The organism is Sphingopyxis sp. H115, assembly GCF_001468465.1.
Taxonomy (GTDB): domain Bacteria; phylum Pseudomonadota; class Alphaproteobacteria; order Sphingomonadales; family Sphingomonadaceae; genus Sphingopyxis.
The window spans coordinates 42,752-68,062 of the sequence record NZ_LNSA01000012.1; the positions used below are offsets into that span (position 1 = coordinate 42,752).

The following is a 25,311-nucleotide window of genomic DNA, read 5'->3' on the forward strand; positions in this document are numbered from 1 at the left end:
TGAGCGTGAGCAAGATGACCGCAAGCCGCAAGCGCAAGGGAGACCGCAAGGATGCGCAGGCCATTCACCTCTTCCCCCTCAGATTGGCAAGGGCGAGACGGGCAACCGGCGCGCCCGGACCGTTGGCCCCGGCGAAGGTCTCGAGCACATAAGCCACACTGGTATTGCCTGAGATGCGATCATGCGGCGGCGGCGCGGTCACACAATCGAGCTGATCGCAGGGCTCGAAATCGGTCGCTAGAGCCACATAGGTAGGCACCCGGTCGACGCCGAAGGATCGAAACAGCCGGGGATCGATTGCCACGTTGCTTGCGCCAGACTGGTCTGTAACCTTGCGGATACCGCTGATGAAGGTCTGCGGATTACCGGTGGAGAAGCCGCGGAAAACGACAACGCCGCCTGCTCTGGTCGTGTCGGCGATCATCTGTGCGAGCGCCTCTTCTGGCATCGACAGGCTGGCGAATGCCACGAACAGCGGCGCACCCTTGGGGCGGGCCATGCCGGCCCTGGCGCCAGCCACCATTTCGTCGAAGTCGACCGGGCCATCCTTGCCGGCGATCTGCGACACATCGAGGCCTTCAACTGCCTCATAGCCTTGCGCGACAACCGTCTGCGCCTCTTCGCCTTGGGTTTGCGCGTTAGCGGTAGCATAGTCGAAGAGCGCCTGGGCGTCGGCCTTGAATGTATCGGCCCGCGCCTCGATCGCTTTCGGGTCGAAGTCCGTCAAATCCTGGGCAACGACGGCTGTAACACCAAGCAGCAGGCTGGCGGCGAGAGCGGGGAAGAGTCCTCTGCGGTTCATTGGCGCGACCTCACAACATGCAGCAATTGCGTTTGCGCCAGAGGAGGAAGCCGACATCCTCGCCTTTGACGGGATAGACCTGCCCAGATTTGGGCAAGATCGTGGTCGCTCCAATCGGAGAACAGGCTTCGCGGCCACTCACCATGGGCGTCGGATTTACCTGCTGCATCCGGTACTGGCTCTTCTTGAGGATCGGCATGATGTACTTGGAACACAGCGCTTTCGATCCGCTGGTGCCCCAGGCGAGACCCTGACGGTGGAGCTTGTAGACCATGCGCTCGGCCGCGAGCCGCGCTGACTGCTTGATGCCGATATTGGCACCAACATTGCCGTTCATCGGATACATCGAACCTTGGCAACCAGAGCACCAGAACAGCTCGTCCATTGGCAATCTTGCGCTGGCCGAGATGCAATCGGCCGAGCAGGCGGCCTGCGCGATGACTGAGGTGAAAAGGGCGGCCTCGGGATTGAGCAGAGATGCCAGCTCGTCGTCCTGCCAAAGCGGATCGATCTCGCTCATATAGGCAACGTCGAACGAGCTCGCCTCGAGACAGAGGAAATCGGTCACCACCTCGAGCCAGTAGAGAAGCGGGTAGATGTAATAGTGCACGTGGTATTTGGCGGTGCGCTGGGACTGGCCCCCTAGCTGCGCGCCATCCGAGGCATAACCGTTACCGATCGAAAAACCGGGGTCGAGCTTGATGCCGCCAAGGTTCGGAAAGCACCACGGCTTGGTCGAGACATCAATCAGCCGGACCGGCTCCCAGAACCCGATTGCAAGGCCGATGCGCGGCACCGGCGTGCCGCAGGCGCAGATCGGAAGATCCGGATTGTCGGTGTCAGTACGCGATGATGGCCAAATCTTGAGCGACCCCAGCGACAAGGGGAACATGCAGCCCCAGCACACATCGGTCACCGGATTGACGAAACTGCCTGAGCACCGGCCAGGCCCGCTCGGAAGACCCTGAGCCAGAACCGGAGGGGCCAGCACGGTTGCCGCCATAAACAGGGACGCAAAGCCCAGGAGGAGCGCAAGGAGCCTAGAGCGCATCGTCTCTCTCCCTCATCAGCCAGGCATCATCCGCCGCGTTCTTGGCCCGGACCCAAAGGAACCCCTGAAGCAGAGCGAAGGTCGTAGCGCCTGCGAACATTGCGAGAGCAAAGATGCCGGTTAGCGCCCGAAGTGCCCCGAACGAGACGACGAGGGCAGCGACCAGAAAGAGCCCGGTCATCGTGCGCAAACGTGCCGCCTTGAGCGCGCGCGTTTCGGGCGCAGCAAGAGGCGCCGGAACCAGATTGCGCCAGGAGTTCATGCCCCCCTCCCCTTGCGCGCAATGGCTTGCTCAGTGACTATGAGGACGTCGCCCCGCTGCTCGACCAGCGCCGGGGTCCGGCGTATCCCGAAATAGCTGGTAAGACGGCCGTCCTGATCAAAGTAGAACCGGCGCTGGTGAGCCTTCATGAGCTCGAAGGGAGAGCCATCAACGAAGATGATCTTGGCGCGCGCATCACCCCCGTGCTTAATCGCCCATTCGACTTCTGCCGGGTCGTCTCCATCAACAAAGAGGAGCTTCTTGCTAAGCCCAGCAGCGGCAAGCGGGTTGACGCGCTGACCGGCCACAGCAATCGGGTTTCCTTTGTGATCGCGGATGTCCTTGTCGATCCGGATCGAGGGATCGAACTCCCAGCTCCGGGTCTCTTCCGCAGGCGAAATCCCGGAGACCGGGACCGGTCGCATCACCCTCGCCTTCACCTTTTCGGCGAACTGGCGATTCATCTGATCGAGTTTTCCGGTCGCAGCCGCATGGTCGAGCCGCGCCTTGATAACGCTCAGGAGATCTGGCTCAGCAATGGGCCAGGTCTGGCCCATCTGCCCGTGGTCGACGCTTTGCCCAGACACTGCCCCGCCGCTCGAAGCCGTCGCTGACACCGCAAGTCCGCCAGCAACGAGGAAGGAGAAAGCGACCCTCACAGGATTGGCTGCCCGGTGCCGACAAGCCGGTCGCGGCACACAAAACCGATGTGGGCATAGCGGCTGTCGAACCCGTCCTTGTGCGGTGTGCCTGCAAAAATGCAGCCTTCCGGCACAACCCCGAGCGGGCCAGCGGCAAGACGATCGCCGCGCTTCGTCATCGGTTTGATGGTCGCCACACGCTTGCCGTTGACGTGCACATCATTCCCGATGCGCGTCACCATGTCGCCCGGCAGACCAAGAGCGATCTTGGTGAAAGCCGCCGGCTTCGCCCCAAAATACTTGACCGTAATGGGATCATGACCGGGATGGAAAACCACATAGTCCCCGCGCACCGGAAAACGCCTGGCCTCGACCACGAACGCCCAGTTCGGGAGCGAGTCCGTCACGTTGATCATCAACGCGTGGTTCTCGCTCCACTTCGAAGCTGCGCTGAGGGCACCTGCAACGAGACAGACAGCAGCGATCGCCACAAGCCTGCCACCGGTCGAAAGGCGTCTGGTCGCACCTGTCTTCACAGGGGGCTCACTGTCCGACAAAAGCCGAGCAAACCCCTTGCGTTGAGCCGAACGAGGGAGCGGATCAGGGTTTGCCATCGCGCTGACGCCCCTGATTGGCAGCCATGAAGGCCTGCATCTCTTGTTCAACGCGGGCCGCCTGACCCTGGGGAGCGGCGCCAAGCGCTTGGGCGGGTTGGGGACGCGGAACCTTTGCGTAAACGGCAGTCTTCACGCTCTGCGTGACGTCGGGAACCTCGCCGCCCACGATCGCCTCATGAACGAGCACGACTTTCCCGGACTTCGACAGGCCAGATACAGTCTCATCAAGCGCTGCCATGAAGACAGCGGTCTGCCGCGCAGCAGTCTGCTCGTCGGCATTCGAGCGTGCCTGTGCCTGGAGATAATCCCCGATGATGCCCTGCAGCTGAAGCTGGACGAATTCCTGCTGCCCTGCCCCCTGTGCGGCAACACTCTTGGTCACCCAGGCCCCCCAGACAAAGGTCGCCGCAGCGCCCGCGAACAGGAGGATTTCACGAGCCGACAGCGCGGCAAAGCGACTGCGACGTCTGACCTGTGAGGCCTTTGCCGAAGCGGGTGTGGCAGGCGCCGCCATATGGTCGAAAAGGTCAGTCATTGGTCATCTCCGGCAATAGAAAAGGCTGAAATCAGGCTCGCGCGGCGGAAGAAGGCGATCAGCACAAAGCCCGTGAGCATGACGCCGAAGCTGATGGCCGCGAACTGGCCGCGTCTCGAAGCGTCGGCGGCAACGAAGCGCGACGCGAGATTGTCCAGATGAAGCATCAGGCCATCGAGAGTGAAGCCGCCAAGCACGAGGAAGAACAGCGTGGCGATGCCCAGGGTCGCAAGCGCGCTGGTGGCAAGCCAACCGCTGAACCGAAGGGCAATAACGACAAGATCCTGAGCGGCCTTCTTGCGGCGCGCAATGGCCGAGTGACGCATCGGGGAACGGCCAAGGGGACGTGCCAAGGGACGAGAAGGCGTGCTCATTCTGCAGCCTCCCTCATCGGAAGATATTCAGGCACCTGATGCTCTTCAGGGAATGCGACTGCCTCGATGGCATCGGGCATCCGGTAGCCACGCTGCACATAGTCCTCAATCTGAGCGAAGACGTGCGGGCTCGATGAATAGAGCGTGCCCGAAAACCGGTCGAGGACCAGGCGAGCGACGCATTCAGTCTCTGGGCCGCGGATGAAAATGTCCGAGTAGTCGGTGCCGTTTCGCTTCAGCGACCGGAGCAAAGCCTCGGTCATGTTGTCCATCTCGAACCGGTCCGAATTGCGAAAATCCGAGATGGTTTCGCCCTTCTGCTGGAGGATGAGGAACCAGTCGGAGTTTTCGAGGGCGGCCCGCGAGCCTTCGGATTTGTAGTAATCGTGGATCGACTGCGTGGCAGTGATCAGCGCGCCGCCATATTTGCGGCAGGTGCGCGAATAGGTCTCGACGAAGTCGGCCATCGCCCCGCCCTTCAGCATCTGCCAGGCCTCATCGATGATCAGCGGTTTCGGGATCGCGCGGTCCATCCGGCGCATGACCTGCGAGGCAATGAACATGATCGAGGTCAGAACGACGCCGCGCAGCTCCACCCGGGTCGCAAGGTCCGAGAGCTCGAACACGGTAAGATCGGCCGACAGATCAAGGTTGGCATCGCCAAGGAAGAACTTCCCGTATGTTCCCTTGGCCGCGAACGGCAGCAGCGAGGTCGCCAGATCATAAGCGAAGGGATGCTCGTGGCCCTTGAGGGCCTGCATCACGTGATCGATGGTGCCGTCCCGCCCATGGGTGTCCCACACAAGATTGACCGCCTGGTCGATAAGCCCGCGCTCCGTGTCATTGAGCCGGGTCTCGTTGCGCGCCATCTGCGACACGATGGATTTGAGCATCGCAAGGCAATCGACCAGATAGTCGTCGTCACCTTCGGCAAGGGCCTCGTCGATCATGCGAAACGGGTTGATCGAAATGCCCGAAGACAGCTTGAACTCGGTGAAGGTCCCGCCCAGCGCCTTGGCCATATGCTCGAAACTGCGGCCGTCATCGATCACGATGGTCTTGGCCCCGACCCCTGCAAAGCTTGCCGTGAGGTCCTGCAGCAGCACCGACTTGCCCGAGCCGGACTTGCCGGAGATCGCGACATTGTGGTTGCCGGCACTGTTCTGGAAGGGGGACCAGAATTGCGGCTGCCCCCGGCGACCTACGAAGAGCAGGTGCGGGATGTTGCCACCGATGTATTCGCCCTGGATCGGCGCAATCGCGGCAAGGTTCGCCGACCGCATGGTGCGCATGCGCTTCATCCGCTTGAGGTCGCTGTCGAGCCCGTCAGCCAGCAGCAGCGGAAAGTGCGCCATGAAGGCGGGAAGCTGGATATGGGTCTCGTCAATCAGATCCCACCCGCTCGCCTTGTAGAGAGCCTTCAGCGTGCGCTCGCAGGGCTCGCCCCGGCCCTTCGGCGCGATGATCGTAACAGCATAGTAGCAGGACACGAGCTTCTCGCCCTGCTTGACCCGGTCGGCAACGAACTGCCACTCAGCCGCTTCGGTACGCAGCTTGGGCACAAGCTTCACGCCCTTGCCTTCCGCAAGCGAGCTGGTGCGCACGAACTTGTAGCCGGCCTTCGCTTCGGAAGACTCCTGATTGGGGATCACTCCACAAGCCGTCTGCAAGACAGGACAAGGCAGCGAGAGCTTGGGGTTGAAGATGTCCCCAATCACCTTCTGGCTGTCCCAGGGTGCCCAACGATCCGGAAAATTGCGCACCGCCATGGTGCGCACATCGAAGCGCTCAGGCACGAAGTCCTTTAACTCGGGCACGCCATCGACTGATGAGCCCGTTGGCCGCAACGACTGTGCCTCAAGCACAAGGCGGTCACGACCGACATGGGTGACGAGATCGCGCCTGATGCACTGCTCATTGATAGGATCGAACCGGTTGTATCCCGGCACTTCGTCGCCAGCGCCAGTGGACGGGGCGAGGATCTCATCGAAGAAGCGGATCAGGTCGGTTGGCGCGAATTCCTTGACCGGCACATCGATGGAATCGAGCGCGGATATGATCCCCTCGCGCATGGTAAGGAGGTCATCGGTCGAAAGGCCCGAACCGTCACTTATCCCGACCGCGAGCAGCACGCGAAAGCTCCGCACAAAGAACGGGCCATCGCTCGCAAGAGTGGACCATGCTCCATTGCGCAACTTGTCGACGCGGTGACGGGCGAGCGTCTGGAAAACCCCCGAAGCCTTGTAGCGCGGCAACGCCCAGGCCTGAAGTTTCTCAGCAACGCGCGGACTCGAATAGTTCGTGACCGAGAACTTGGTGCCGGGCAGAAGAATGTCGGAGAACAGCGACCCGATCACATCATTGACCCGGTCGTTTGCACCGACAAGCGGCGCGAGCTCGATGATGAAACCCTTCGAGCGGACCTGATGAAAGATACGCTTCTCCTCATCGAACGAGCGATACCCGAGGAAATGGGAGAGCATTGGCACGCTGGCAGGCCGAGCGTTCTGCTCAGGCTTGCGAGCGTCGCCGGTTACCAGATCGATGATGTTGGTGAAGGCCTGCAGCATGGCGCGTTACTCCGGCGTTGCAGGGGGCGTTGCAGGGGGCGTTGCAGGGAATGAGGCGGCCTCGCGCCTCGGCAATCGCTGCTGTGATGCGAGGCGCTCGGAGACCTTCGCCTCGATCTCAGCGATCGGGTTGGCAGGCTGAGAAGCCGCTTGCTGGGCTGGGGCCTGCTGGATCGGCGCTGGGGTCTTTGGAAGATTGGACGCCATGGCAGTCTCAGCGCCCACGGAACCTGGCTGACCGTCATCCAAGATGCCAGGGGCAATCGCCATGAATTGCGGTGCGCTCTCGGCGGCCGCCAACAGCCCCTGAGCACGCGCAGGCTTTGCACCTCGTAGCGCAATTGTCTCGAGAGCATCGCCCCGGCCCGGGAGCATCGCCTTAACTGGCACCGCGATGCGGGCATGGGCTGTGCCTGCGGCATCCGTGTAGCCCGGAAACACGACAGACAGCTCGTAACTCGGCGACGAACGCGCAACGAGGGCTTCGAAACCGAGCGACTGGCCTCGCACAGGCGCGGAGATCCCGTCGTCCATCCGGAATGGACCTGCAGGGTTCAGAAGATCCGCCGAGGTCGTTTCCTCGATCCGCGCAATTGCGCTGTCATCGATCACCAGAGAAGGCGCGCAGATACCGTCTGCAGCCTCGCAGCGAAACTTGCCGCTGACGTTGGTACCGAGCGTCGTACAGGCCGACAGCCCGAACGTCACAGCCGCGATTGCCAATGCGCCTTTGGTGTTCATGACACCTTCTCCTTCAGCCAGGTTTCGAGGAATTCGCGAGGGCGGAAGCCGTGAAGGACAGCGCCATCGTCGCGCACAATGACCGGGGTGCCGGTGAACCCATGTTGCCTCGCAAAGGCCTCATTGGCATCAAGGCCCGAGGTGTCGCAGCGCCGACCGCTCGTGATCGCGCCTCCATCATAGGCTTCGTTCACCGCGCGGCGCTTGTCGGTCGCACAGATGACCGCCTCGGAGATTGGACGGGTGCCGAGCACCGAAATCGGGCGCTCAACGACCTTGACGTCGAGCGTCGCGAGGGTTTCGTGGAGGCGTTTGCAATACCCGCACCGGAAATCGCTGAAGACGGTGAGCGTCCGGCCACCCTTGCCCATCACGACGCTGCCGCTCGAGGGCAGAGCTGCCAGCGCTGCGGGATCGATACGTGGCAGTGGCTGCGCGCCGCCCGCACCTGCCTGCCGTGCCGGTGTCGGCTCGGCAGCGTCCTCTTGCTCCCCAGCGCCCCCCGCGCCGACCAGCATGTCCGGGTTCATCTCGAGCAACCGGGCGGCTGTGAGATCCTGCTTGGTCTCCATGTCGTAGACACGGCCAATGATGAGATAGCGCGCCGAGCGGTCGATGTAGAAGAGGTTCTGGCGTGCCTGAACTTCGCAAACGCCCTCGATCTTGTCGCAGTCGATCGTGGTGATCTCGGTCTTGGGGAGACGTTTGACCAGCGCTGCCTTGATCGTCGCAGCGTCGTCTGCCGCCGCGGCATGAGCGGCGGCTGCAATTGCGGCGAGGGAGCCAGTGAGCGCAAGGGCGGCCCCTGCGACCTTCCATGTGGTCCATTTGAATTCCATGACGGGCCTCAATTCCTGATGAAGGTGCCGTCGAGGAACACGACCTCGACCGCAGCACCGGTGGGCATCTCGACGACCGGCTGATATTGCTCGGCCCGTTCGATCAGATAATCGGAGAGAGTGTTCCCGGCGTTGGCCGCGCCGCCGCCAATCGCCTGAATGCCGACATCGGAAGCTGACGGGAGCACGGGATCTTGGGAAATCCGGGGGATCTGGTTGGCACCCTGGAAGGCGTTGCCTACCCCGCTCACCAGCCCTGCAAGAAAGGCTTGCGTGGTCAGCGAGCCTTCACGGCTGACAACCCGTCCGCGAACGCCGACTTTGCCGCCAAAGGCAATGAAGCCCTTGACCTCTGACACCGCAAAGCGCCCGCCGGGCTGCGCGCAGGTCATGCGCTGTAGCTTCACATAGACCTTTTCGCTGGAGAGATCGCCGTAAGCCGCACCATTGACCATGCAGCCCTGCACGCGGGTCGCGAGCAGCTTGCCGTCACCATAGACCGAGCGCGCCGGGCCCGTGATGCGCAGAAGAACCGGCAGAGGGTCACTCTGGCTGCGGGTATTGGTCGTCGCATCAACGCCGACCACCACGGTGGCATTCGCGATTGAATTGGGCGGAAGGTAGTTCGGGGAGTCGGTGTAAACCGCAGGGGCCTTGGCGGGATCAATGCGCGAGCCCGTCCCGCCTGCTTGCGCGAAGGACACCATCTGCACGTCGCTGCCGCGGCGGGGGATTGCGGCGGAAGGTGCGCCGGATGCAGCTGGCGAAGACACGCCCATATCACGGGCAGCCGCAACAGGTCCGGGCGCAGTCGGGCGGGCATTGCCCCTGGTGACCTGCTGGCGCAGTTGCTGGTTCTCACGCTCATAGGCCTCGAGTACCTGCTGCCCGTCGCGCGCCATCGCGGCATTTTCACCGCGCAGAGCCTGAATCTCGCTTTGCAACTGCGCAACCTGGCCAGCCTGCGCTTCGACGCCCTTGAGACGCTGATCCTGGGAGTTAACCTGACCCTCGTAGATGGCCATCCATTCCTGATCGACGCGCTGTCGGTTCATCAGGGCATCAGTCGAAACCTCGGTCTCGTGCCCAGGCTTGGTTGCCTCTTCAACCACGGTTTCCGTCCGCAAGACATACATGGTCGAAGCCACGACCGCGACACCACCCAGCCCAAAAAACAGCATTCTCTGCCGCTTCTGTGCCTTGTCATTGTCGATGATCGAGCCCGTTTCATCGACCGCATCGCGGCCATCGGCCTCGGCGCCATCCAGATCCTTGGGCTTGCGCTTGAGAAAATCCATGAGGCTTACCTTCCTGCAGGCACGACCACGTAAGCAGCAGTCGCCTGCCCGCTTGCGAGGTTGGGGTTGGAAATTGTGACGGCGATTGCACCGTCCCCGGCGATGAGTTCTTCGCGAAGCGCGATCGGTGAGGAGCTGGCATTCTCGATGCGCAGGACCTTCCCGGTCATCGTCGGGCTGCGATACTCGGTGAGGAGCTGAACCTTCATATCGCCGACGTTGACCGGGGCACGGGCCGCATCGCGGATCTCGAAGCCGGTCACCGGGCGCTGTTCGAACATCGCCCTGACGAGCCCGACAGCGCGATCCTGCAACGAACCCGATGCTGTAAGGACCTCAGGCTTGGCGGAAGGATTTTCGATATCGGCATTCGCCACAAAAACCTGCACCGCACTGTCACCGCCAATCTGGCAGTCGAACTTGTAGACAAGGCCCTTTTGCGTCGTCCCGAAGAAGGAGATGTTCGGCTTTGCATAGGCTTCGGGAACCGAGATGTAGATATCGCCGCGGGTGGGTTCGTGGACGATCGAGAAGTCTTGACCCTCGACGCCAGTTTGCACTCGGGACACCGACACAAACCGGTCATCCTTCAGCGAAATGCGCGTCAGGTCGGCCTTGGATGCCCGGCAGCGAACCTCTCCATTGTCGACGGCGAGGATGTTTTCGTCAGCAAAGGCTGGCGTGGCCGCCATGACGAAGCCGACCGAGAAAAGCGCAGCGCCAAGCCCACGAAGAAAATGGCTGTCGATGCGGAAAAGCAACGGCGCGCCTGAGGCAAGGCAGAGCGTCGAGACAGAGAAGGTCATTGGTTCGCTCCTTCCTTCTTAACGACGACACCAAACCCCTTCAGGCGCAGCGACACGCCGGTGTAGGTCCAGTGAAATTCGAAGATCTTGTGCTCGCGGCGCACGTCCTTGGATCCGACGATGGTATGAAGGACGCCGCCGACCTGGCTGGTGAGGTTTTCCGGATCGGTACGGATCCAGTTGATCGTGACAAACTGGGTCACCTGCGACCCCTCCTGTTCAGCCACGATCCGCAGGAGCTTGGCCTTGAGAGCCCCGCGCGCCTCCGGCGCGGAAATGGACACGATGCCATCAAGCCAGTACTGGAGTGTTTCGGGCGAGCGGTTGAGCGCGAGCTGCGCGGTGTCGCGCGTCACGGCCTCAAGATATTCGGGCGTGAGCGCCGCAGAGCTCAGCGTCATCTGGCTGGGCAGGATGGGCTGCAGCACGACCTCGCGGTCCCGCGTCGATGCCGCGGTGAACATGACCACCACGAGAATGCCGAGCACGACACAGATGAGCGCAAGCAGGTTGCGTTGCTTGAGGGTCCGCTGCGACGCCTCATGAGCAAAAGAGATTTCCATATCAGCCCGCCATCACACGAAGATGAGATGGCGGAGCGACCTTCAGACCGAAGAATTCTCCCGGCAAATGCCAATAGGCAAAATGCAGGACCCAATGCATCGAACGCCCAGCTTTGACTTTGCGATAGCCGAACCACGCAGCCAGGGCCAAAAGAAGCCCGATGACAACGTGCTGAGCGAGGATGCCCCAGGTGAAGGGTATGACCATCACCAGGAATTCATCCAGGGTCCAGAACCCGATCAGTTCTGGATCGTCGAGATGTTTTGGGATCGAATACTGGTCCAAGGATCAACTCCGCCAGAGGGAGGACAAGTAGCGGCAGCCCAAAGGGTGAACTGCGGTACCCTTGCCATCATGAAGCGAGGGCGCAGCGTTCAGACCGTGCCGGTAACCGAGGCGGTGACGATCGGAATGCCGGTCCCGGCGCCGACGCCGACGCCCACAGGGATTGCGACCTGACCGAGCGAGAAGCGGCCCGACGCCAGCGCCACGATCCCGCCGGCGAGCGAGAGCACGGTGATGATCCGGCCCCCGGAGCCTTCAAGGAAGCCGGTGAACTGGGCGAGAGCGGTGTTGAAGGTCGTGTCGGCCCCCGCCATTGCGGCATCAGCGCCGAACACGCTGGCGGCCGCGAGCGCCGCAACCGCAACAGCAAGCGTGCCGCTGCGATTCTTCAGATCGAGACTTGTCATTGAGTTTTCCCTTTCGGTTGGATGCTGGCGTCTGCCGCCACAGCCAAAATCCGACCGAGGAGAACCTTTTCTCAACAGCGAAGTGTCAGGATTTCTAAGGAAATGAGAGATTGGGGCAGAATTGAACCCCACCCAGGATTCGATTCGCTCCCAGCCTGGGAATGAGTATTTCCCACCGTGGTCCAATTTGCGACCCACACCGGGGATATTTGTGCCCCACAGCGGGCGAAAATCAGCCCCAAGGTGGAGAGGAATCCGCCCCACGGGTAAAAGGATGACCCGGAAACCGCGCAGTTGCAGGATGACAAGTTCAGACGCTGCCACATCGAGAGAAAGGAGATCGAATTGAGCAAAAGCACGCATGTAGCCCACGAGATTTCCATCAGCGCACACGCCTTCGAAGATATCGTCAGGGCCATCGCAGCACTCAGCCTTGAGCAGACGCGCTTTGTTACGTTCAAAGACGTCATTCTCCATGCGCTGGAGCGGTATCCAGCCCTCAAAGATGGACATTCCGCAGCGCTGGAGACCCTGCTTCCGGTGGACGGACCCGTTCGGATCTACGTCCGTCTCAATTCTACGGACAATGCGGCGGTCGAGCGGCTGAAAGGCGAGCTGAACGCCGCTACCAAGGCTCATTGCGGGGTGCGCGAAACACTGATTTTCTGCGCAATGTTGGTAGCGGAAGGCGAATTTTCCGCTTGCAAAATGCAAATCGACAAAGTCAAACTATGAAACTGCATGGAGTGGAATACATGGGATCGTGGAGGCACGCATGTGCGAAGGGACGGAAGATGGAGTCGCCAGCAGAGCTCACAGCGTAAACCAACTGTATGCAGCGCTCATCAAGGAACAGATGAGGCTGCAGAACACAAGCTTGCGCAAATTGACCGATGAAGGCGTGATCAAAGAAAGTCGGCGTAAAAAGTTCTTCGACAAGGTCGAAGATGGAAACCTGACGATCGACGAATTCCAACGCGTCCTGCTCCATCTGAAAATCGACCCTATCCGAGCAGGCCTCGTTCTGCTGTGCTATGAAAGCGCTAGCTCCTACGAAGACCCATGCTGCGAGACGACGGCATTGGTTGCGGTCGCACTGGCGGCCCGGCTACCAAGCGAACTCGCAGCCTGCGAAGGGCAGTTCGAGACCATTCGTCAAAGCCTGTGTGACACGATCGCCCGCAAGACATCGTCGGCCATCGCCAAACACCATATGTCGCTCGAAAGCCGGCATAACGGCGGCGGTTTTGAACATGCCTACGCTTGAGCCTTGTACGGCGGAACGAGCCCGCGCTGCATGACGAACCGCGTGACTGGTCACGGGCAAACGCCCTGCACCGCACAGCGAAGCGCAAATATGGCGCAGCACCGGAAAGCGGAGCAAAGACGCAAACGCCGTCAGGATGGTTTGCGCCCCCTCGAAATCTGGCTGCCAGCAGCCATGATTGCGATGATTGACGAGCTCAAAAGGGATAATCTGTCGTCCCGAGAGGCGATCATCACGGCAATCGTGGCGAAAACGCTGAGCGTCAGGCCACCTGAAACATCTGAAGGACAACCGATGATGCTCTGAAATTGAAAGGGGGCCCCGCGCCAACGGGACCCCCTTTAACGCATCCTGTTGCCAGAGCGCCAAGTTCACCTCGCTTTCTAGCAACAGACCGAATGGCAAACAAGCGCTTCTGCGCGCGATGAAACGCGCCCGAACGCTGCCAAGAATCGCCGCACCAGCTGGTGCATATGAAAGGGAGGTCAGCGACGCAGACATGAAAAACCCGGGCAGCGCCCGGGCCTTTCGAAGGAAGCTGTAATTTGCCGCGCCAAAGCGTGGCGAGAGACACCGGCAAGCTACCTGCTCCCTCACAACTTGCAAGCATTTTTCGCAACGTTTGCGGGCAATGTTTTTTGTCTGTGCCGCACCTCAGGACTGAGGAAGCGAAGGGATGACTATTGTCCAGAATCAGGCAGCCTGGGAGGTGGATAGCCGCCGCCGGGGAGGGCCAGCAGCGATCGGCGCCTGTCTGCCAAAACTGGGGATGCTCGAGACCGAACAGCTGACCAAGATCGCCTTCATGGAAGACCCGGCAGATCGGGCAAGACATGCTGCGCGCGTCAGCAAGATGATGCGAGGGTTCGGACATACCGGGACCGAAAGTGCAGGCAGACAGCGGCGGCGCAAACTGCTCGATATCATCGAGACCTTCGTGAGAATGCCGCCCGTGACTATCGATGTTCCGAGGATCGTCTGGCGCGATCTTTACGATGCCGCCGCGAGCATCGCCGCCATGAATATCGACTGGGACAGCCGCTGCGGCCCCCTCATCGCCGCCTCGAACGACCATCTCAAATGCCGGATAGGATGGACCGCCGCGCGCAAGAACATCAGGCGCCTTGCCGAATACGGCCTGATCATCCCCTATTGCCTCGCGGGCAACGGCAAACGATTTCTTGGATCACGAGACAGCCTGGATCGCTCTGACGCCTCAGGATGGTCGCTAGCCCCGCTGCTCCTCCTCGAAGATTACCTCACACAGCTCGCCGCCACCGAAAAGGCCCTGGCCGAGCAGAACCTGATCCTGCCCAAGGAGATTCGAAAGGCAACAAGCAGCGCCTACCGGCTGCTGCGGCCGTTCGAGCAGGGCCACCCCTGGGCTGACAAGGCCAGAAAGAAGCTCGATGCGATCGCTGCGGCGCGGCGCATATACCAGAGGCGGAAAGGATCCATGGACGCGATCGGCGTGCTCGGCCGCCTCGCCGAGGTCGCAACGCGGCTGCTTGATCGGTTGTCAGAGCGCATATCGCTCGGCGAGATTGCGTCGCTGACACCTTCCGGGGACACTAGGGTGCGCCGGGATGGCCACCATCAATACAGTCCTGAAGAAGCTCTTGAATCTGTATCCGGCTTGGCGGAGGGCGCTTGCCGACGGGAACCTGATGACGTTCGAACCACGCCTGATGCCGACAGGGTGAAGCAAGAAACAGCCGATGCTTGTCAGAACGCGCTGGTCTCTGCCGACACGAATGATGTCTACGGCATCCAGCGATCGGGGTTCGTTTGGGCCGAAGCCTCTGCCCTCTTCCCTTTCATCGACGGTATGGTCGAAATCGCGAGACGGCCCGGCCTGACCGAGCTTCACGCGGTCGCTCGCGTCTGCCAGATAGGTCAGGCTACAGCCGCTCGGGCAAGCGCCATGCTAGGGACAGAGATCGCACTCCTCTGCGCGCTAATCACCGGGCATCACCTGGCCAACGGACAAATCCGCAAGACCCCCGATGCATACATGCAAGCACTGGTGCGGCGCGCCCGCAGCGGTGAGCTCAATCTCGGCCACACGCTGCTCGGCCGCAGAAAGGCAGTATTCGGCCAGGGGGATACAAGGGCTTCGAATATGCGTATCTCTGTTCGATCATCGATGCACTAGGTCCGACTCATGAAGCAGGAAGCCCTTATCGCTTGGACATCGCTCTACATCGGCGTGGGAATGATGGCGCTGATCTGCGCAGTGCTCTCAGTTGTCGTCACGGCTGACGACTGGCGGAGTGGCAGGTGGCGACCCACGCACCAAACGGGGCTCCAGAAAGCTCTGGTCATCCCGAAGCTCTGGCTGCGCTGGCAGCTCAACTACCTCAAGGGCGCGCCAGTCATCCTGGCAATCAGCGTGTACTATGCTCGGCACGTCGGTTTCTCAGTGTTCTGGGACGTCTGATCGTCCATCGAATGAGGCAAGCATTACCCTGCGAAACGGATTGGGCGCGGGAAGTGCTGCCGAAGTCAGCGACACGCCGCCGGTCGAATTCGGAATGCCAATTGAGCCCATGATCGTACGCACATAGTTGCGGGTCTCACGAAACGGCGGGATACCGCCAAATTGGTCCACGCGTCCCGGGCCTGCATTATAGGCAGCCAGTGCAAGCTCCCATGTCCCGAAGCGATCCAACTGCTCGCGCAGATACCGCGCGCCGCCGACAAGGTTTTGCCGCACATCCCAAGGGTCGGTGACACGCAGATATTGGGCCGTACCGGGCATAAGCTGAGCCATGCCCATCGCACCGGCACTGCTTCGGGCGAAGGGACGATATCTGCTTTCCTGCGCCAGCAAGGCGTCAAATAGAACAACGGGCACGCCGGCATCGCAAGCGACGTCGACGATCAGGTTGAAATAGGCGGTCCGGCGAGCCTGAGCATCGCCGCTGATACCATATCGCGGGAAGAAGCTGCGGGACTGGCAGAGTGGGTCATCCTGCGAAGGGCGGAATGGTGAAGAAGCAGGGCTCATGAATGATGCACCTGCCCGCATCCACGAAGGAACAGCGGGACGCGCGGCATAGGGATTGATCGTGAAGCTGTGAGGGACCAACTCAAAGTCGCCGTGCAACTCTGGTGAAAACGCATCCACTGGAGCCGGAGGCACTTCCACTGATTGCTCGAGATCGACCGCCCCGCGCAACTGTGGGCGGAGCACAGCAAAATCCGGTTTTGCCTCTGGCACAAACACGTCGAGCATGGCTTCGCGCGCCGATGATGGCGTCGGCGTCAAAGCGACCAGCAAAAATAGAAGATTTTTCATGACCACACCTTTCGGCGTGGTTCGGATATCGCCCCACTTTTCTAAATGAACAGGCGGGGCATGGCAATCGCCCAGAATCTGGCATCGCACAGACGAAAGCGGCGTTGGCCATCGCGAGCCGTGCCGGAGAAGGTCGGGTCGATCCAGAGGGGAAAGATGGTGAGGCTGAGCTGAGAGGAGCGAGTTTATGCTAGTTGCGCTCAAACCCACCCAGGAGACCATCGACATCGTTGCTGCGCTGAAGGGCCGTTGGCACGGTTCCTACGCGATGTGCATCTGCCCTGCGCATGCAGACCGAACGCCGTCACTTTCAGTCCGGCAGGGCGAGCGGGGTATTCTGGTCCACTGTTTTGCGGGATGCCGCAGCGAGGATGTCCTGCGCGAAATCGGTCGGACCAAACCGATCCTGAATTCCTCTGCCCCAAGCTATCAGCCAGAACGAACTGCGCCAAACGTCAGAAGGATATGGGATCAGGCCACGGAGATCCGCGGAACGCTCGGTGAAGTCTACCTTCGGTCGCGGCGGCTGCCAATCGACCTCCCCGACTTACGCTTCCATCCGCGGTGCCCATTCGGCCGCAAGCCTAAGACCACCTTCCGGCCCGCGATACTGGTCGGTGTCAGAACCGGGCACCGGATGACGGCCATCCAGCGGATCAGGCTGACCAACGACGGAACATGGCATGATGGCAAATTCATGCTCGGAAAGCCTGAACGGGGCGCGTGGGCACCGCAGTTCGAGGGCGACGTGCTCGCCATTGCTGAGGGCATGGAGGATGCGGCGAGCTATACTCAGATCAAAGGAGTCCCTTGCTGGGCAGCACTCGGGAATAAGCGTCTCGCGCTAATCAACGTTCCGGACCAAGTTGGCACCCTTTACATCGCCGCGGACAACGATGGTCCAGGCCGATACGCTGCAATGGCGGCAGTTGGATCACATAACATACCAGAAAGGCAGCTCTTGCGTGATCCGCCGCCAAGGCCTTTCCACGATTGGGCAGAAGCTCAGAGCCATATCCGTTAAATGAACATCAGGCTGAGTGTCGGCGATGAAGATCGGGCGCGAGGCACCGACAAACGCTGTAAGCTGTTGAACGAGCCATTCGGAAACATACCGCAAACTTGCCGGTCGAATTTCAGCATCGATATGCAGTTCCGACTTCCGCCGTCGAAGTTCATAGGCCACACCATCATAGAAAACGGATCGGTCCATTGAGGAACCCGTTTCAAGCAGTGCAGCGAAACTACGCAGACCGATTACTTGCATCTTTCCCACTACAAAGCTTGCGGGATTATCAATCGCGTCAATTCGATTTATGGCGAACCATTTGCCCATGAAATCTCGGATTTTCGGTGATGGGGCCAAAGGAAAACGCTATCACTTCAAGACACAGCTTGGTTTTATCCTGTATGTCAATTATACTGCCGCTGACTTCGGTTAAAATCCGTTGTCAACAGATCGCGCCGGTGCCCGAGAGGGTTTAATTCGGGAACACGGTGAGGAGCGGCTTTTGCTGATCCGAGTCCGAGGCTGTCCCTGCAACTGTAAGCGGCGAGCGCGATGCACATCGCTTCCACCTTCGGGCGGGAGCAGCCACTGGGCCGGACGCTAAGTCATGCGGGGCCTGGGAAGGCCGTGCATCAAGCTGTGACCCGCGAGCCAGGAGACCTGCCGGCGCTTGGTCGCTCTTGCTGCGGTCCAGGGGATGGCCATGGCACGGTAAACCTCCGTCTGAGCGACGAATCGATGTGACTGGGTCTTTCAGCGGCCCCGGCGCTGCGGGCGCGCGCCAGGAGAAAGCTGCTGACCACCTCACGTGGCGACTTGGTCTTGGTTCGTGGCGTCCGGACCGGAGACACCTGCAATGCAAATGTCATATAGTGCCTGACGTTATGGCAATCCGCCGCTTGGTCACCCTCAAGAAAGACAATGACCATTTGGTCGTAGAGGTAGACCTCGATGGGCCGATGCCGATTGGCCTTGTGGTCCATAAGGGCGAGCGCGACGCTACCATGCGGCTACTCATGGCGAAGAGTGGCAGCGCAATCGACAAACCCGGAAGAGTTTGCAGATTTCAACCCGATCAGTTGGGCTCTGCTGAAATGCTTGTCGATGAGCTTCGCGACAGGCTCCGCCGGATCGCTTCGAAACCCCTTAGTCTCAAGCAGATTGAGAAGCTGTTGTCGCTCACCCCCGCCGAACGCAACCGGTGGTCGAAAGATGGCCGACTGCAAATTTCCGGGACATCCAAAATACGCCGAGGGGACAACCTCATTTCGCTCGCGACCTATAATGTGGATGCGGTGGAACGGTTGCTTGAAAATCCTGCCATCGTTGAGGCTTGGCGTCGTTCCGATGCCAGTCGTTAAGGGATTGGCTTTCGGGCGACTTTCGACTAGTGGATCAACGTCAACGGTTTAAGACCGTTGTCAACAGATCGCGCCGGTGCCCGAGAGGGCTTAATTCGGGAACACGGTGAGGAGCGGCCTTGGCTGATCCGAATCCGAGGCTGTCCCTGCAACTGTAAGCGGCGAGCGCGATGCACATCGCTTCCACCTTCGGGCGGAAGCAGCCACTGGGCCTTACGCTTGTCCAAGCGCGGCCTGGGAAGGCCGTGCATCAAGCTATGACCCGCGAGCCAGGAGACCTGCCGGCGTTTGGTCGCTCTTGCTGCGGTCCAGGGGATGGCCATGGCACGGTAACCTCCGTCTGAGCGACGAACCATTGCGGCTGGGGCCGCAGGGTTAGTCCTGCGCGGGTGAATTGTGCCCACTCGCGTTGGCCTGGCCGACCGTTCGTGCGCTCTCCCGACTCGCCTTGGGAGTTGATGGATCCGGTTGCCCCTTTTCGTCGCGCAGTTGCTCGGCACCAAGGGGGTATCCCGATGAAGAAACCTGTTCTCGTATCCACGTTTGCGCTGGCGCTAGCCAGCTGCCCGGCCTTCGCGCAGTCGAACCCGGGACAGCCTACAACCAATGACAGCGGAGAAACCATTGTCGTGACGGCGTCACGGTCCGGTGAGGCCGTGGCCGTAAACAAGCTCGGTGCGTCGGTGACGGTACTGGACAGCGAAGCGTTGGAGCAGCGCCAGACCCGGATTGTTTCGGACATTCTGCGCGATGTGCCGGGCGTTGCCGTGAGCCGCACCGGCGCTGCTGGCGGCCTCACCCAGCTCCGGCTTCGCGGCTCCGAGGGCAACCACGTCCTCGTTCTGATTGACGGTATAGAAGCTTCGGACCCGTATTTTGGCGAGTTCGATTTCGCCACTCTCATTGCCGATCCCGAAGCCCGCGTTGAAGTCCTGCGAGGGCAGCAGTCCTCGCTTTACGGTTCGGACGCGATCGGCGGCGTTATCCAGTATCTGACATTGACCGGGAAGGAGGCTCCGGGGGTCAGCTTGCGCGCAGAGGGAGGCAGCTTCAACACCTTCACCGGAAGCGCGCGTGCTGGCGGAGTGTCTGGCGATCTCGATTATGCTGTGTCTGGCGCTTACTATCACACCGGCGGCTATCCCACGGCACGAAATGGCAGCAGGGATGTCGGCTCCGACATCGCAGGCCTTTCGGCCAAGCTCATCTGGTCGCCGTCCGAAACCTTCAAACTGACCGGCGTTGCCCGCTACAGCTTCACGGAAGCCGATACCAACAACAGCGAGAACAATCCGGCGAGCCCGCTATTCGGATTCACCGTCGACAGCCCCGGCGTGTTCTTCAGAAACAAGGCCTTCTATGGTCTTGTGAGAGCTGAACTGATCGGGCTCGACGGCCGCTGGACGAACGCAGTGACAGGGCAAGTCGCGTTGAGCGAGCGCAAGGGCTTCGACGCTGCGGGCTTCGATTACGGCAACAAGGGTAACCGCTACAAAGGCTCGTTCGAATCGAGCCTGCGGCTGGGCACCGACGCCATCCGGCATCGCCTGACCGCCGCAATCGACGTCGAGCGCGAAGAATTCCAGAACACCACACCGTCATCCTTCGCGTTTCAGGGAAAAAGATCGACCGACAATGTCGGGATTGTCGGGCAGTATGAACTGCTGATCAACGACGCATTCTCTTTTGGTGCATCGATCCGCCATGACGAAAATGATCGCTTTGATGACCCCACAACTTGGCGGGTTCAAGGCAGTTATTCGCTCCCGACTGGTACCCGTGTTCGCGGTGCCTATGGAACGGGGGTCAAGAATCCGGGCTATTTCGAGCTCTATGGATTTTCCGATGGCCGCTATATTGGCAACCCTAACCTGAGGCCCGAGAAGTCGGAAGGGTGGGAAGCCGGCATCGAGCAAAGCTTCAGCGATGGCAAGGCCACCATAAGCGCGACCTATTTCGATAGCCGCCTGAAGGACGAAATTTTCACGACCTTCCCCGCTCCGACCTTCATAGCGACGCCATCAAACCGTGCAACTTTGTCGAAACAGCATGGCATTGAGGTGGCCCTTGCCGCCCGTCCAATTCCCCAGATCAGGCTGGACGCCGCCTACACATGGCTTCATGCGCGAGAAAACGGCACAGTCGAGGTGCGTCGCCCCAAGCATATCGGCAGTTTCAACGCGACAGTGTTCAGCAAGGATGAGCGCTTTTCGGGTACGTTGACAGTGCGCTACAACGGGCGTCAGACCGATGTCGCGTTTACAAATCCAAGCTTCATTCCGGTGCGCGTGTCCCTGAGGGAATATGTACTGGTTAACCTGAATGCCGAATACAAGTTGCGCCCCAACATTTCGTTGTTTGCGCGCGTAGAAAACCTCATCAACGAGCAATACGAAGAGGTGTTCAGTTTCGCCACTCCGGGCCGCGCAGGCTATGGTGGCGTTCGCGTCCGCTTCTGATGTTCCGCAAGGCGCTCTGCCTCCTTTGGATGATCTCCGTGCTTCCGGCTCTGGCCGGTTGCACGGAGCCGTCTGGTAGTCGCAGCCAGGCGGCAGCAAAGCCAGTCCATGTCATGTCGATGAACCAGTGCACGGATCAGCTTGTCCTGGCATTGCTGCCACCTGAGCGGATCGCGTCGGTCACTTGGCTGTCGCGCGATCCCGACGGCTCCCTCATGTTCCGCGAGGCTGCGCGTGTCGACATCAACCATGGAATGTCGGAGGAGGTCCTGCGCCAGAAGCCGGACCTGGTTATTGCCGGGGCATTTACGACGCCGGCAACACGCGGACTGCTTAAGCGATTAGGGTTTCCAATGATCGAGGTCGATCATGCGGAAACCTACGAAGATATCCGCAAGATAACCCGACAGGTCGCCAAGGCAGTAGGAGAGCCCGCTCGCGGCGAGGAATTGATCGCAAAAATGGACCGCCAACTGGCCGACCTTGCGCGCGATCCGGGCCCGCCGCTACGAGTGGCTGCGTGGGATGGTGCTGGCTTCAATGCAAGCACGGGGTCTCTCTATGACACTGTGCTCAAGACAGCCGGTGCGACCAATGTTGCCAACACACTGCAGAAGAGCAGCTACGGCAAACCGGATATCGAAATCCTGCTCCTTTCTGCTCCGTCCCTGCTGGTGAAAGGCGCCGGGGTAGGTCGCCGCCCGGGGCTTCGCGAAAACGTCGAGCGACACCCTCTAATCCGTCGCTACTGGGACGGTGACCGTACGCTGACGATCCGACAGGCGTACTACGTTTGCGGAACGCCGATGGTGACGGAAGCCGCGATGCAGTTGCGCAACGAACTTCGTTCAGCGGCTCTCCATGCCCGCTCTCCCCTTCCCTTTGCCGGTGGGAAATCGCTATGACCCGGTGGCTTGTTCCCATGCTGGTCAGTTGTCTGCTCGCCAGCGCTTTCGCTTCGGTGCTGGCTGGCTCCGTCTGGTTGACACCACGCGAAGCGTTTCAGGCGCTGGCTTTCGATCATGCGGATCTGGCTGGCCAGATCGTCACCCAGATCCGCCTGCCACGGGTTGTCCTTTCGATGGCCATCGGTGGCATCCTTGGCCTCTCGGGTGCCGTCATGCAGGGGCTGTTGCGAAACCCGCTGGCTGACCCCGGCCTGCTGGGCGTTTCGGCAGGTGCCTCGCTCGGTGCGGTCATCGCCATCTATTTCGGCTTTGCCGCCAGTTTTACCCTTGCCGCTCCGCTGTTTGGTCTGACAGGTGCATTCGTCACCACAGGCATTGCCTTCATCCTTGCGCGGGGAGGCGGTACCCTATCGCTCATCCTGGCCGGGGCAGCAGTCAGCAGCATAGCCAGTGCAGGCGTCAGTCTGGCGCTCAACCTCTCCCCCAATCCTTATGCCGCTTACGAGATCATGACCTGGCTGATGGGTTCGCTTGCCGATCGAAGCTGGGATCATGTCCGCCTTGCCACACCCTTTATCCTTGCCGGGGGTACGATGCTTCTGCTGACGGGCCGAGCTCTGGATGCTCTTGCATTGGGTGAAGCGCAGGCTGAAAGCCTGGGGATTGCGGTTTCACGAACGCGCATGCTGGCGCTGATCGGTACGGCCCTTGGCGTCGGAGGCGCAACCGCCGTATCCGGAACGATCGGTTTCGTAGGCCTGATTGCGCCTCACCTTGTCCGGCCTCTGGTCGCCCATCGTCCAGGCAAGGTGCTCATCCCGGCCATGCTGGTTGGAGCCGTTCTGGTAACCCTCGCCGACATCGCGTCGCGCACATTGGTATTCCGGGGCATGCCGCTAAATCTCGGGGTGTTCATCAGCCTGATCGGGGCACCGTTCTTCCTGTGGCTGGTCCTTCATGTCCGGAGACGCACCGCATGAGCGCGCTGCACTTTCATGGTGTTTCGGCGCGCCGGGGGCAGCGTCTGGTCCTTGACGGGATATCGGCGCGTGTTCCATCGGGCCATCTGACTGCTGTGATCGGCCCCAATGGCGCCGGCAAGAGCACCTTGCTGGACATCACATCGGGCCTCAAACGCCCGGTGCAAGGTTCGGTCGAACTCGATGGCAAGGACCTCCACCGCCTTGGCCGCCGGGAACTTGCCAAGTTGCGTGCCTATCTGCCGCAACGTGCGGGGGTTGATTGGCCGATCACCGTAGAGCGCGTGGTTGCGCTCGGGCTGACTCCGGCGCTGCCAGCATTCGGCACCATACCGTCCGCTCTGCTTCCCGCCATCGACGATGCACTGCTCGCCTGCGATCTGCTGGGTTTGCGGGATCGGCCAGCCACGCAATTGTCGGGTGGCGAACTGGCGCGGGCAATGCTGGCCCGCGCGATTGTCGGCGATCCAGCGCTTCTGATCGTTGATGAACCAACCGCGGGTCTGGATCCACGCCATGCCATCGATGCCGTCCAGCGTCTCAAGGCCCGGACCACGGCCGGGTGCACGGTTGTCATGGCGATCCACGATCTTGATCTGGCCTTGGCCTTCGCGGACTCGATCCTCGCAATCCGCGATGGGCGATTGCTTGCACACGGTCCGACGCACGAAGTCGTCACCGAAAGCCTACTCACCTCGCTCTATGACGTTCCGGTCCGGTTATCTCGTGACGGGGACGGCATTTCCGTCCGCTTTCTCAAGTCCGGGGTATCATCATGAACCAGATTTCCTTTGACGAACTGGCACGTCTCGCGTGCGACCCTGGCCATGGCTGGAGCATCGGCACATTCGGTGCGATCGGCGAATTCATTCGCGACGAGGATGAGCCGGCCACGGTTCAAAACGACCGCGACAATATCGAAATCGTGACCGCTCGCGGTGCCTTGCGGATCAGGCATTCGGATAGCTTTGAATGCCTTGCCTGGGATAGCCTGTCCTCTGATGGCGAAAGCTGGGGTCATGCAATGGCGCTCTGCGCGCCTCTGACTGGTTCGGTCGATCGGGCTGTCGTATCTTTGGGCGCCGATACCGACGCCATTCGCAGGGAAGACCAGTCGAGCCGCCTGTTCGACATGGGCGTTTGTAACGGCACCATAAGGATGTGCGCCCGCACTGACGACGAAGCGCTGATCGGGGCTCTCGAGGCTCTTGAAGGTCAGGACCTGCTGTCTTCGCCAACAGTCATGGCCGAGGTTCTGCGTGCGCAGCCCCACCGGGTCATGCTCTCGCCTGCCGGACGGATCGAAGTCTTCCAACCGATTCCGCCTCCGGATGGGAAATCGCCGGAAGGCCCGCACACCCATCTGCTTGCCAAGCTTATCGGGAAGGGTCGGCCACATGGCGCCAACGTCCCCATTCCGGATGGCTATCAGTCGATCCTGAACATTCACCCTCGCTCACCTTGGCGGAACGCACTGGGTGAACGGCACGATTTCGTGCCCGATACGGACACCGCCTTTTCACCTATGCTTGAACGCTTTGGCCTTGATCAGGATCGTGCCGTGGACGCACATATCCGCACCGCTGTGGCTGAAGGCGCAAACCCTGAATTCTTTGATTGGCCCGACACACGGCGGGGCCGAACGAAAGCCCGCATCGTCCTGCGCCGTCTTGCCGCTGCCGGTCACGAGCACGTGGGTCCCTGGCGCGTCTGGTTCGACCGCGCTCCCGTTGAAACCGATGAAACGGAACAGTGAGGTTGCGCCTGCAATTTCAGCGCGAACTTTGATTGGCATGATCGAAGTTTGGGTCTAGAGATATTCAATGATGATGCGGGTTTGCCCGTGCCATCGATGATCGCGCCGGTGCCCCCAACGGGGCTTAATCGGGAATGCGGTGCGGGAGCGTAGCTCCCAAATCCGCGGCTGTCCCTGCAACTGTAAGCGGATAGCGCGATGCACATTTTTCCTGCGCGTGCAGGAAAAGCCACTGGACCGCGCATGAACGCGCATCTGGGAAGGCGTGCATCAAGCTGTGACCCGCGAGCCAGGAGACCTGCCGGCGCTCTGGTCGCTCTTGCCCGGGTCCAGGGGATGGCCAAGGCACGGTACTCTTCCGTCTGAGCGACGAAGCTGTGCGGCTGGGGCTGCACGGCCGCGTGGTTTCGGGCGTCTGTCGCGCCAGCCCGTTGTCGCGCGCCGACCGGACCTGTCCGGCAAGCCCTGCCCGGTGTCG

At 60.8% G+C, this 25,311-nt stretch carries 29 protein-coding genes and 3 riboswitches; of the genes, 12 read left to right on the plus strand and 17 right to left on the minus strand.

Features of this window, described 5'->3' with window-relative positions; translation table 11 throughout:
* Positions 1-64 precede the first annotated feature (64 nt).
* From trbC to ATE71_RS10360, 15 genes are all read right to left on the minus strand, one after another.
* Complete coding sequence (gene trbC / locus ATE71_RS10290; RefSeq protein WP_058803352.1) at positions 65-802, minus strand: type-F conjugative transfer system pilin assembly protein TrbC; 738 nt, start codon at positions 800-802, stop codon at positions 65-67.
* 10 nt (positions 803-812) lie between these two features.
* On the minus strand, positions 813-1,853 hold the full coding sequence (gene traU, locus ATE71_RS10295; RefSeq protein ID WP_058803353.1) for a conjugal transfer pilus assembly protein TraU: 1,041 nt from the start codon (positions 1,851-1,853) through the stop codon (positions 813-815).
* Complete coding sequence (locus ATE71_RS10300) at positions 1,843-2,115, minus strand: hypothetical protein (protein WP_058803354.1); 273 nt, start codon at positions 2,113-2,115, stop codon at positions 1,843-1,845. The genes traU and ATE71_RS10300 overlap by 11 nt, the downstream gene beginning before the upstream one ends.
* Positions 2,112-2,774 (minus strand): type-F conjugative transfer system protein TraW, encoded by a 663-nt coding sequence (gene traW / locus ATE71_RS10305; protein ID WP_058803355.1) that lies wholly within the window; start codon positions 2,772-2,774, stop codon positions 2,112-2,114. The genes ATE71_RS10300 and traW overlap by 4 nt, the downstream gene beginning before the upstream one ends.
* Entirely contained in the window at positions 2,771-3,292 is a 522-nt protein-coding gene (locus tag ATE71_RS10310; RefSeq protein WP_414892749.1) for a S26 family signal peptidase, read from the minus strand. Before ATE71_RS10310 ends, traW begins: the two co-directional genes overlap by 4 nt.
* Positions 3,293-3,356: 64 nt before the next feature.
* Entirely contained in the window at positions 3,357-3,908 is a 552-nt protein-coding gene (locus ATE71_RS10315; RefSeq protein WP_058803357.1) for a TrbI F-type domain-containing protein, read from the minus strand.
* On the minus strand, positions 3,905-4,282 hold the full coding sequence (locus ATE71_RS10320) for a hypothetical protein (RefSeq protein WP_082660514.1): 378 nt from the start codon (positions 4,280-4,282) through the stop codon (positions 3,905-3,907). Before ATE71_RS10320 ends, ATE71_RS10315 begins: the two co-directional genes overlap by 4 nt.
* Entirely contained in the window at positions 4,279-6,852 is a 2,574-nt protein-coding gene (traC, locus tag ATE71_RS10325; protein WP_058803359.1) for a type IV secretion system protein TraC, read from the minus strand. Before traC ends, ATE71_RS10320 begins: the two co-directional genes overlap by 4 nt.
* A 6-nt stretch (positions 6,853-6,858) precedes the next feature.
* On the minus strand, positions 6,859-7,593 hold the full coding sequence (locus tag ATE71_RS10330) for a hypothetical protein (RefSeq protein WP_058803360.1): 735 nt from the start codon (positions 7,591-7,593) through the stop codon (positions 6,859-6,861).
* On the minus strand, positions 7,590-8,432 hold the full coding sequence (locus ATE71_RS10335) for a DsbC family protein (RefSeq protein ID WP_058803361.1): 843 nt from the start codon (positions 8,430-8,432) through the stop codon (positions 7,590-7,592). The genes ATE71_RS10330 and ATE71_RS10335 overlap by 4 nt, the downstream gene beginning before the upstream one ends.
* 8 nt (positions 8,433-8,440) lie before the next feature.
* Complete coding sequence (locus tag ATE71_RS10340) at positions 8,441-9,730, minus strand: TraB/VirB10 family protein (RefSeq protein WP_058803362.1); 1,290 nt, start codon at positions 9,728-9,730, stop codon at positions 8,441-8,443.
* 5 nt (positions 9,731-9,735) lie between these two features.
* Positions 9,736-10,491, minus strand: coding sequence for a type-F conjugative transfer system secretin TraK (locus ATE71_RS10345; RefSeq protein ID WP_231728246.1), 756 nt, complete (start codon positions 10,489-10,491; stop codon positions 9,736-9,738).
* Positions 10,492-10,532: 41 nt separating this feature from the next.
* Positions 10,533-11,099, minus strand: a complete 567-nt coding sequence (locus ATE71_RS10350) for a type IV conjugative transfer system protein TraE (RefSeq protein WP_058803364.1) — start codon at positions 11,097-11,099, stop codon at positions 10,533-10,535.
* Position 11,100: 1 nt separating this feature from the next.
* Positions 11,101-11,385 (minus strand): type IV conjugative transfer system protein TraL, encoded by a 285-nt coding sequence (gene traL, locus ATE71_RS10355; protein WP_054136666.1) that lies wholly within the window; start codon positions 11,383-11,385, stop codon positions 11,101-11,103.
* A gap of 89 nt (positions 11,386-11,474) precedes the next feature.
* Complete coding sequence (locus ATE71_RS10360) at positions 11,475-11,792, minus strand: hypothetical protein (protein WP_058803365.1); 318 nt, start codon at positions 11,790-11,792, stop codon at positions 11,475-11,477.
* Between the two features lie 345 nt (positions 11,793-12,137).
* Here ATE71_RS10360 and ATE71_RS10365 point away from each other — a divergent pair, with 345 nt between their 5' ends.
* The 5 genes from ATE71_RS10365 to ATE71_RS10380 all read left to right on the plus strand — a co-directional run bounded on the left by ATE71_RS10365 (position 12,138) and on the right by ATE71_RS10380 (position 15,499).
* The gene (locus ATE71_RS10365) at positions 12,138-12,527 is read left to right on the plus strand and encodes a hypothetical protein (protein WP_152998731.1); all 390 of its coding nucleotides are present in this window, start codon (positions 12,138-12,140) and stop codon (positions 12,525-12,527) included.
* Positions 12,528-12,567: 40 nt separating this feature from the next.
* On the plus strand, positions 12,568-13,059 hold the full coding sequence (locus ATE71_RS10370; RefSeq protein WP_066110830.1) for a hypothetical protein: 492 nt from the start codon (positions 12,568-12,570) through the stop codon (positions 13,057-13,059).
* 30 nt (positions 13,060-13,089) lie between these two features.
* On the plus strand, positions 13,090-13,365 hold the full coding sequence (locus tag ATE71_RS22115; protein ID WP_152998732.1) for a hypothetical protein: 276 nt from the start codon (positions 13,090-13,092) through the stop codon (positions 13,363-13,365).
* 370 nt (positions 13,366-13,735) lie between these two features.
* A complete protein-coding gene (locus tag ATE71_RS10375) occupies positions 13,736-15,214 on the plus strand; it encodes a helix-turn-helix domain-containing protein (RefSeq protein WP_073974055.1) in 1,479 nt (492 codons plus the stop codon).
* A 9-nt stretch (positions 15,215-15,223) separates the two neighbouring features.
* Entirely contained in the window at positions 15,224-15,499 is a 276-nt protein-coding gene (locus tag ATE71_RS10380; RefSeq protein ID WP_058803367.1) for a hypothetical protein, read from the plus strand.
* On the opposite strand, the gene ATE71_RS21695 is transcribed toward ATE71_RS10380, so the two are convergent.
* A complete protein-coding gene (locus ATE71_RS21695) occupies positions 15,479-16,360 on the minus strand; it encodes a lytic transglycosylase domain-containing protein (protein WP_052241776.1) in 882 nt (293 codons plus the stop codon). The two genes, ATE71_RS10380 and ATE71_RS21695, sit on opposite strands and share 21 nt — an antisense overlap.
* 697 nt (positions 16,361-17,057) lie before the next feature.
* On the opposite strand from ATE71_RS21695, the gene ATE71_RS22880 reads away from it, so the two are divergent.
* Positions 17,058-17,384: a toprim domain-containing protein gene (locus ATE71_RS22880; RefSeq protein ID WP_268801423.1), complete on the plus strand. Its 327-nt coding sequence runs from the start codon at positions 17,058-17,060 to the stop codon at positions 17,382-17,384.
* Here the strand turns inward: ATE71_RS22880 and ATE71_RS22120 are convergent.
* Complete coding sequence (locus tag ATE71_RS22120) at positions 17,295-17,696, minus strand: hypothetical protein (RefSeq protein ID WP_152998733.1); 402 nt, start codon at positions 17,694-17,696, stop codon at positions 17,295-17,297. The two genes, ATE71_RS22880 and ATE71_RS22120, sit on opposite strands and share 90 nt — an antisense overlap.
* A gap of 112 nt (positions 17,697-17,808) precedes the next feature.
* Positions 17,809-18,052: riboswitch (cobalamin riboswitch) on the plus strand.
* 201 nt (positions 18,053-18,253) lie between these two features.
* On the opposite strand from ATE71_RS22120, the gene ATE71_RS10395 reads away from it, so the two are divergent.
* From ATE71_RS10395 to ATE71_RS10420, 6 genes are all read left to right on the plus strand, one after another.
* Positions 18,254-18,730: a hypothetical protein gene (locus tag ATE71_RS10395; RefSeq protein ID WP_039330621.1), complete on the plus strand. Its 477-nt coding sequence runs from the start codon at positions 18,254-18,256 to the stop codon at positions 18,728-18,730.
* A gap of 57 nt (positions 18,731-18,787) precedes the next feature.
* Positions 18,788-19,031: riboswitch (cobalamin riboswitch) on the plus strand.
* 214 nt (positions 19,032-19,245) lie between these two features.
* Positions 19,246-21,189, plus strand: a complete 1,944-nt coding sequence (locus tag ATE71_RS10400) for a TonB-dependent receptor plug domain-containing protein (protein WP_039330622.1) — start codon at positions 19,246-19,248, stop codon at positions 21,187-21,189.
* Positions 21,190-21,302: 113 nt separating this feature from the next.
* Positions 21,303-22,094, plus strand: a complete 792-nt coding sequence (locus ATE71_RS10405; RefSeq protein WP_160328032.1) for an ABC transporter substrate-binding protein — start codon at positions 21,303-21,305, stop codon at positions 22,092-22,094.
* Positions 22,091-23,077 (plus strand): FecCD family ABC transporter permease, encoded by a 987-nt coding sequence (locus ATE71_RS10410; protein ID WP_039330624.1) that lies wholly within the window; start codon positions 22,091-22,093, stop codon positions 23,075-23,077. Before ATE71_RS10405 ends, ATE71_RS10410 begins: the two co-directional genes overlap by 4 nt.
* Entirely contained in the window at positions 23,074-23,856 is a 783-nt protein-coding gene (locus tag ATE71_RS10415; protein WP_052241777.1) for an ABC transporter ATP-binding protein, read from the plus strand. The genes ATE71_RS10410 and ATE71_RS10415 overlap by 4 nt, the downstream gene beginning before the upstream one ends.
* Complete coding sequence (locus ATE71_RS10420) at positions 23,853-24,833, plus strand: DUF6925 family protein (RefSeq protein ID WP_052241778.1); 981 nt, start codon at positions 23,853-23,855, stop codon at positions 24,831-24,833. The genes ATE71_RS10415 and ATE71_RS10420 overlap by 4 nt, the downstream gene beginning before the upstream one ends.
* 89 nt (positions 24,834-24,922) lie before the next feature.
* Positions 24,923-25,154, plus strand: a riboswitch (cobalamin riboswitch).
* Positions 25,155-25,311: the final 157 nt, after the last annotated feature.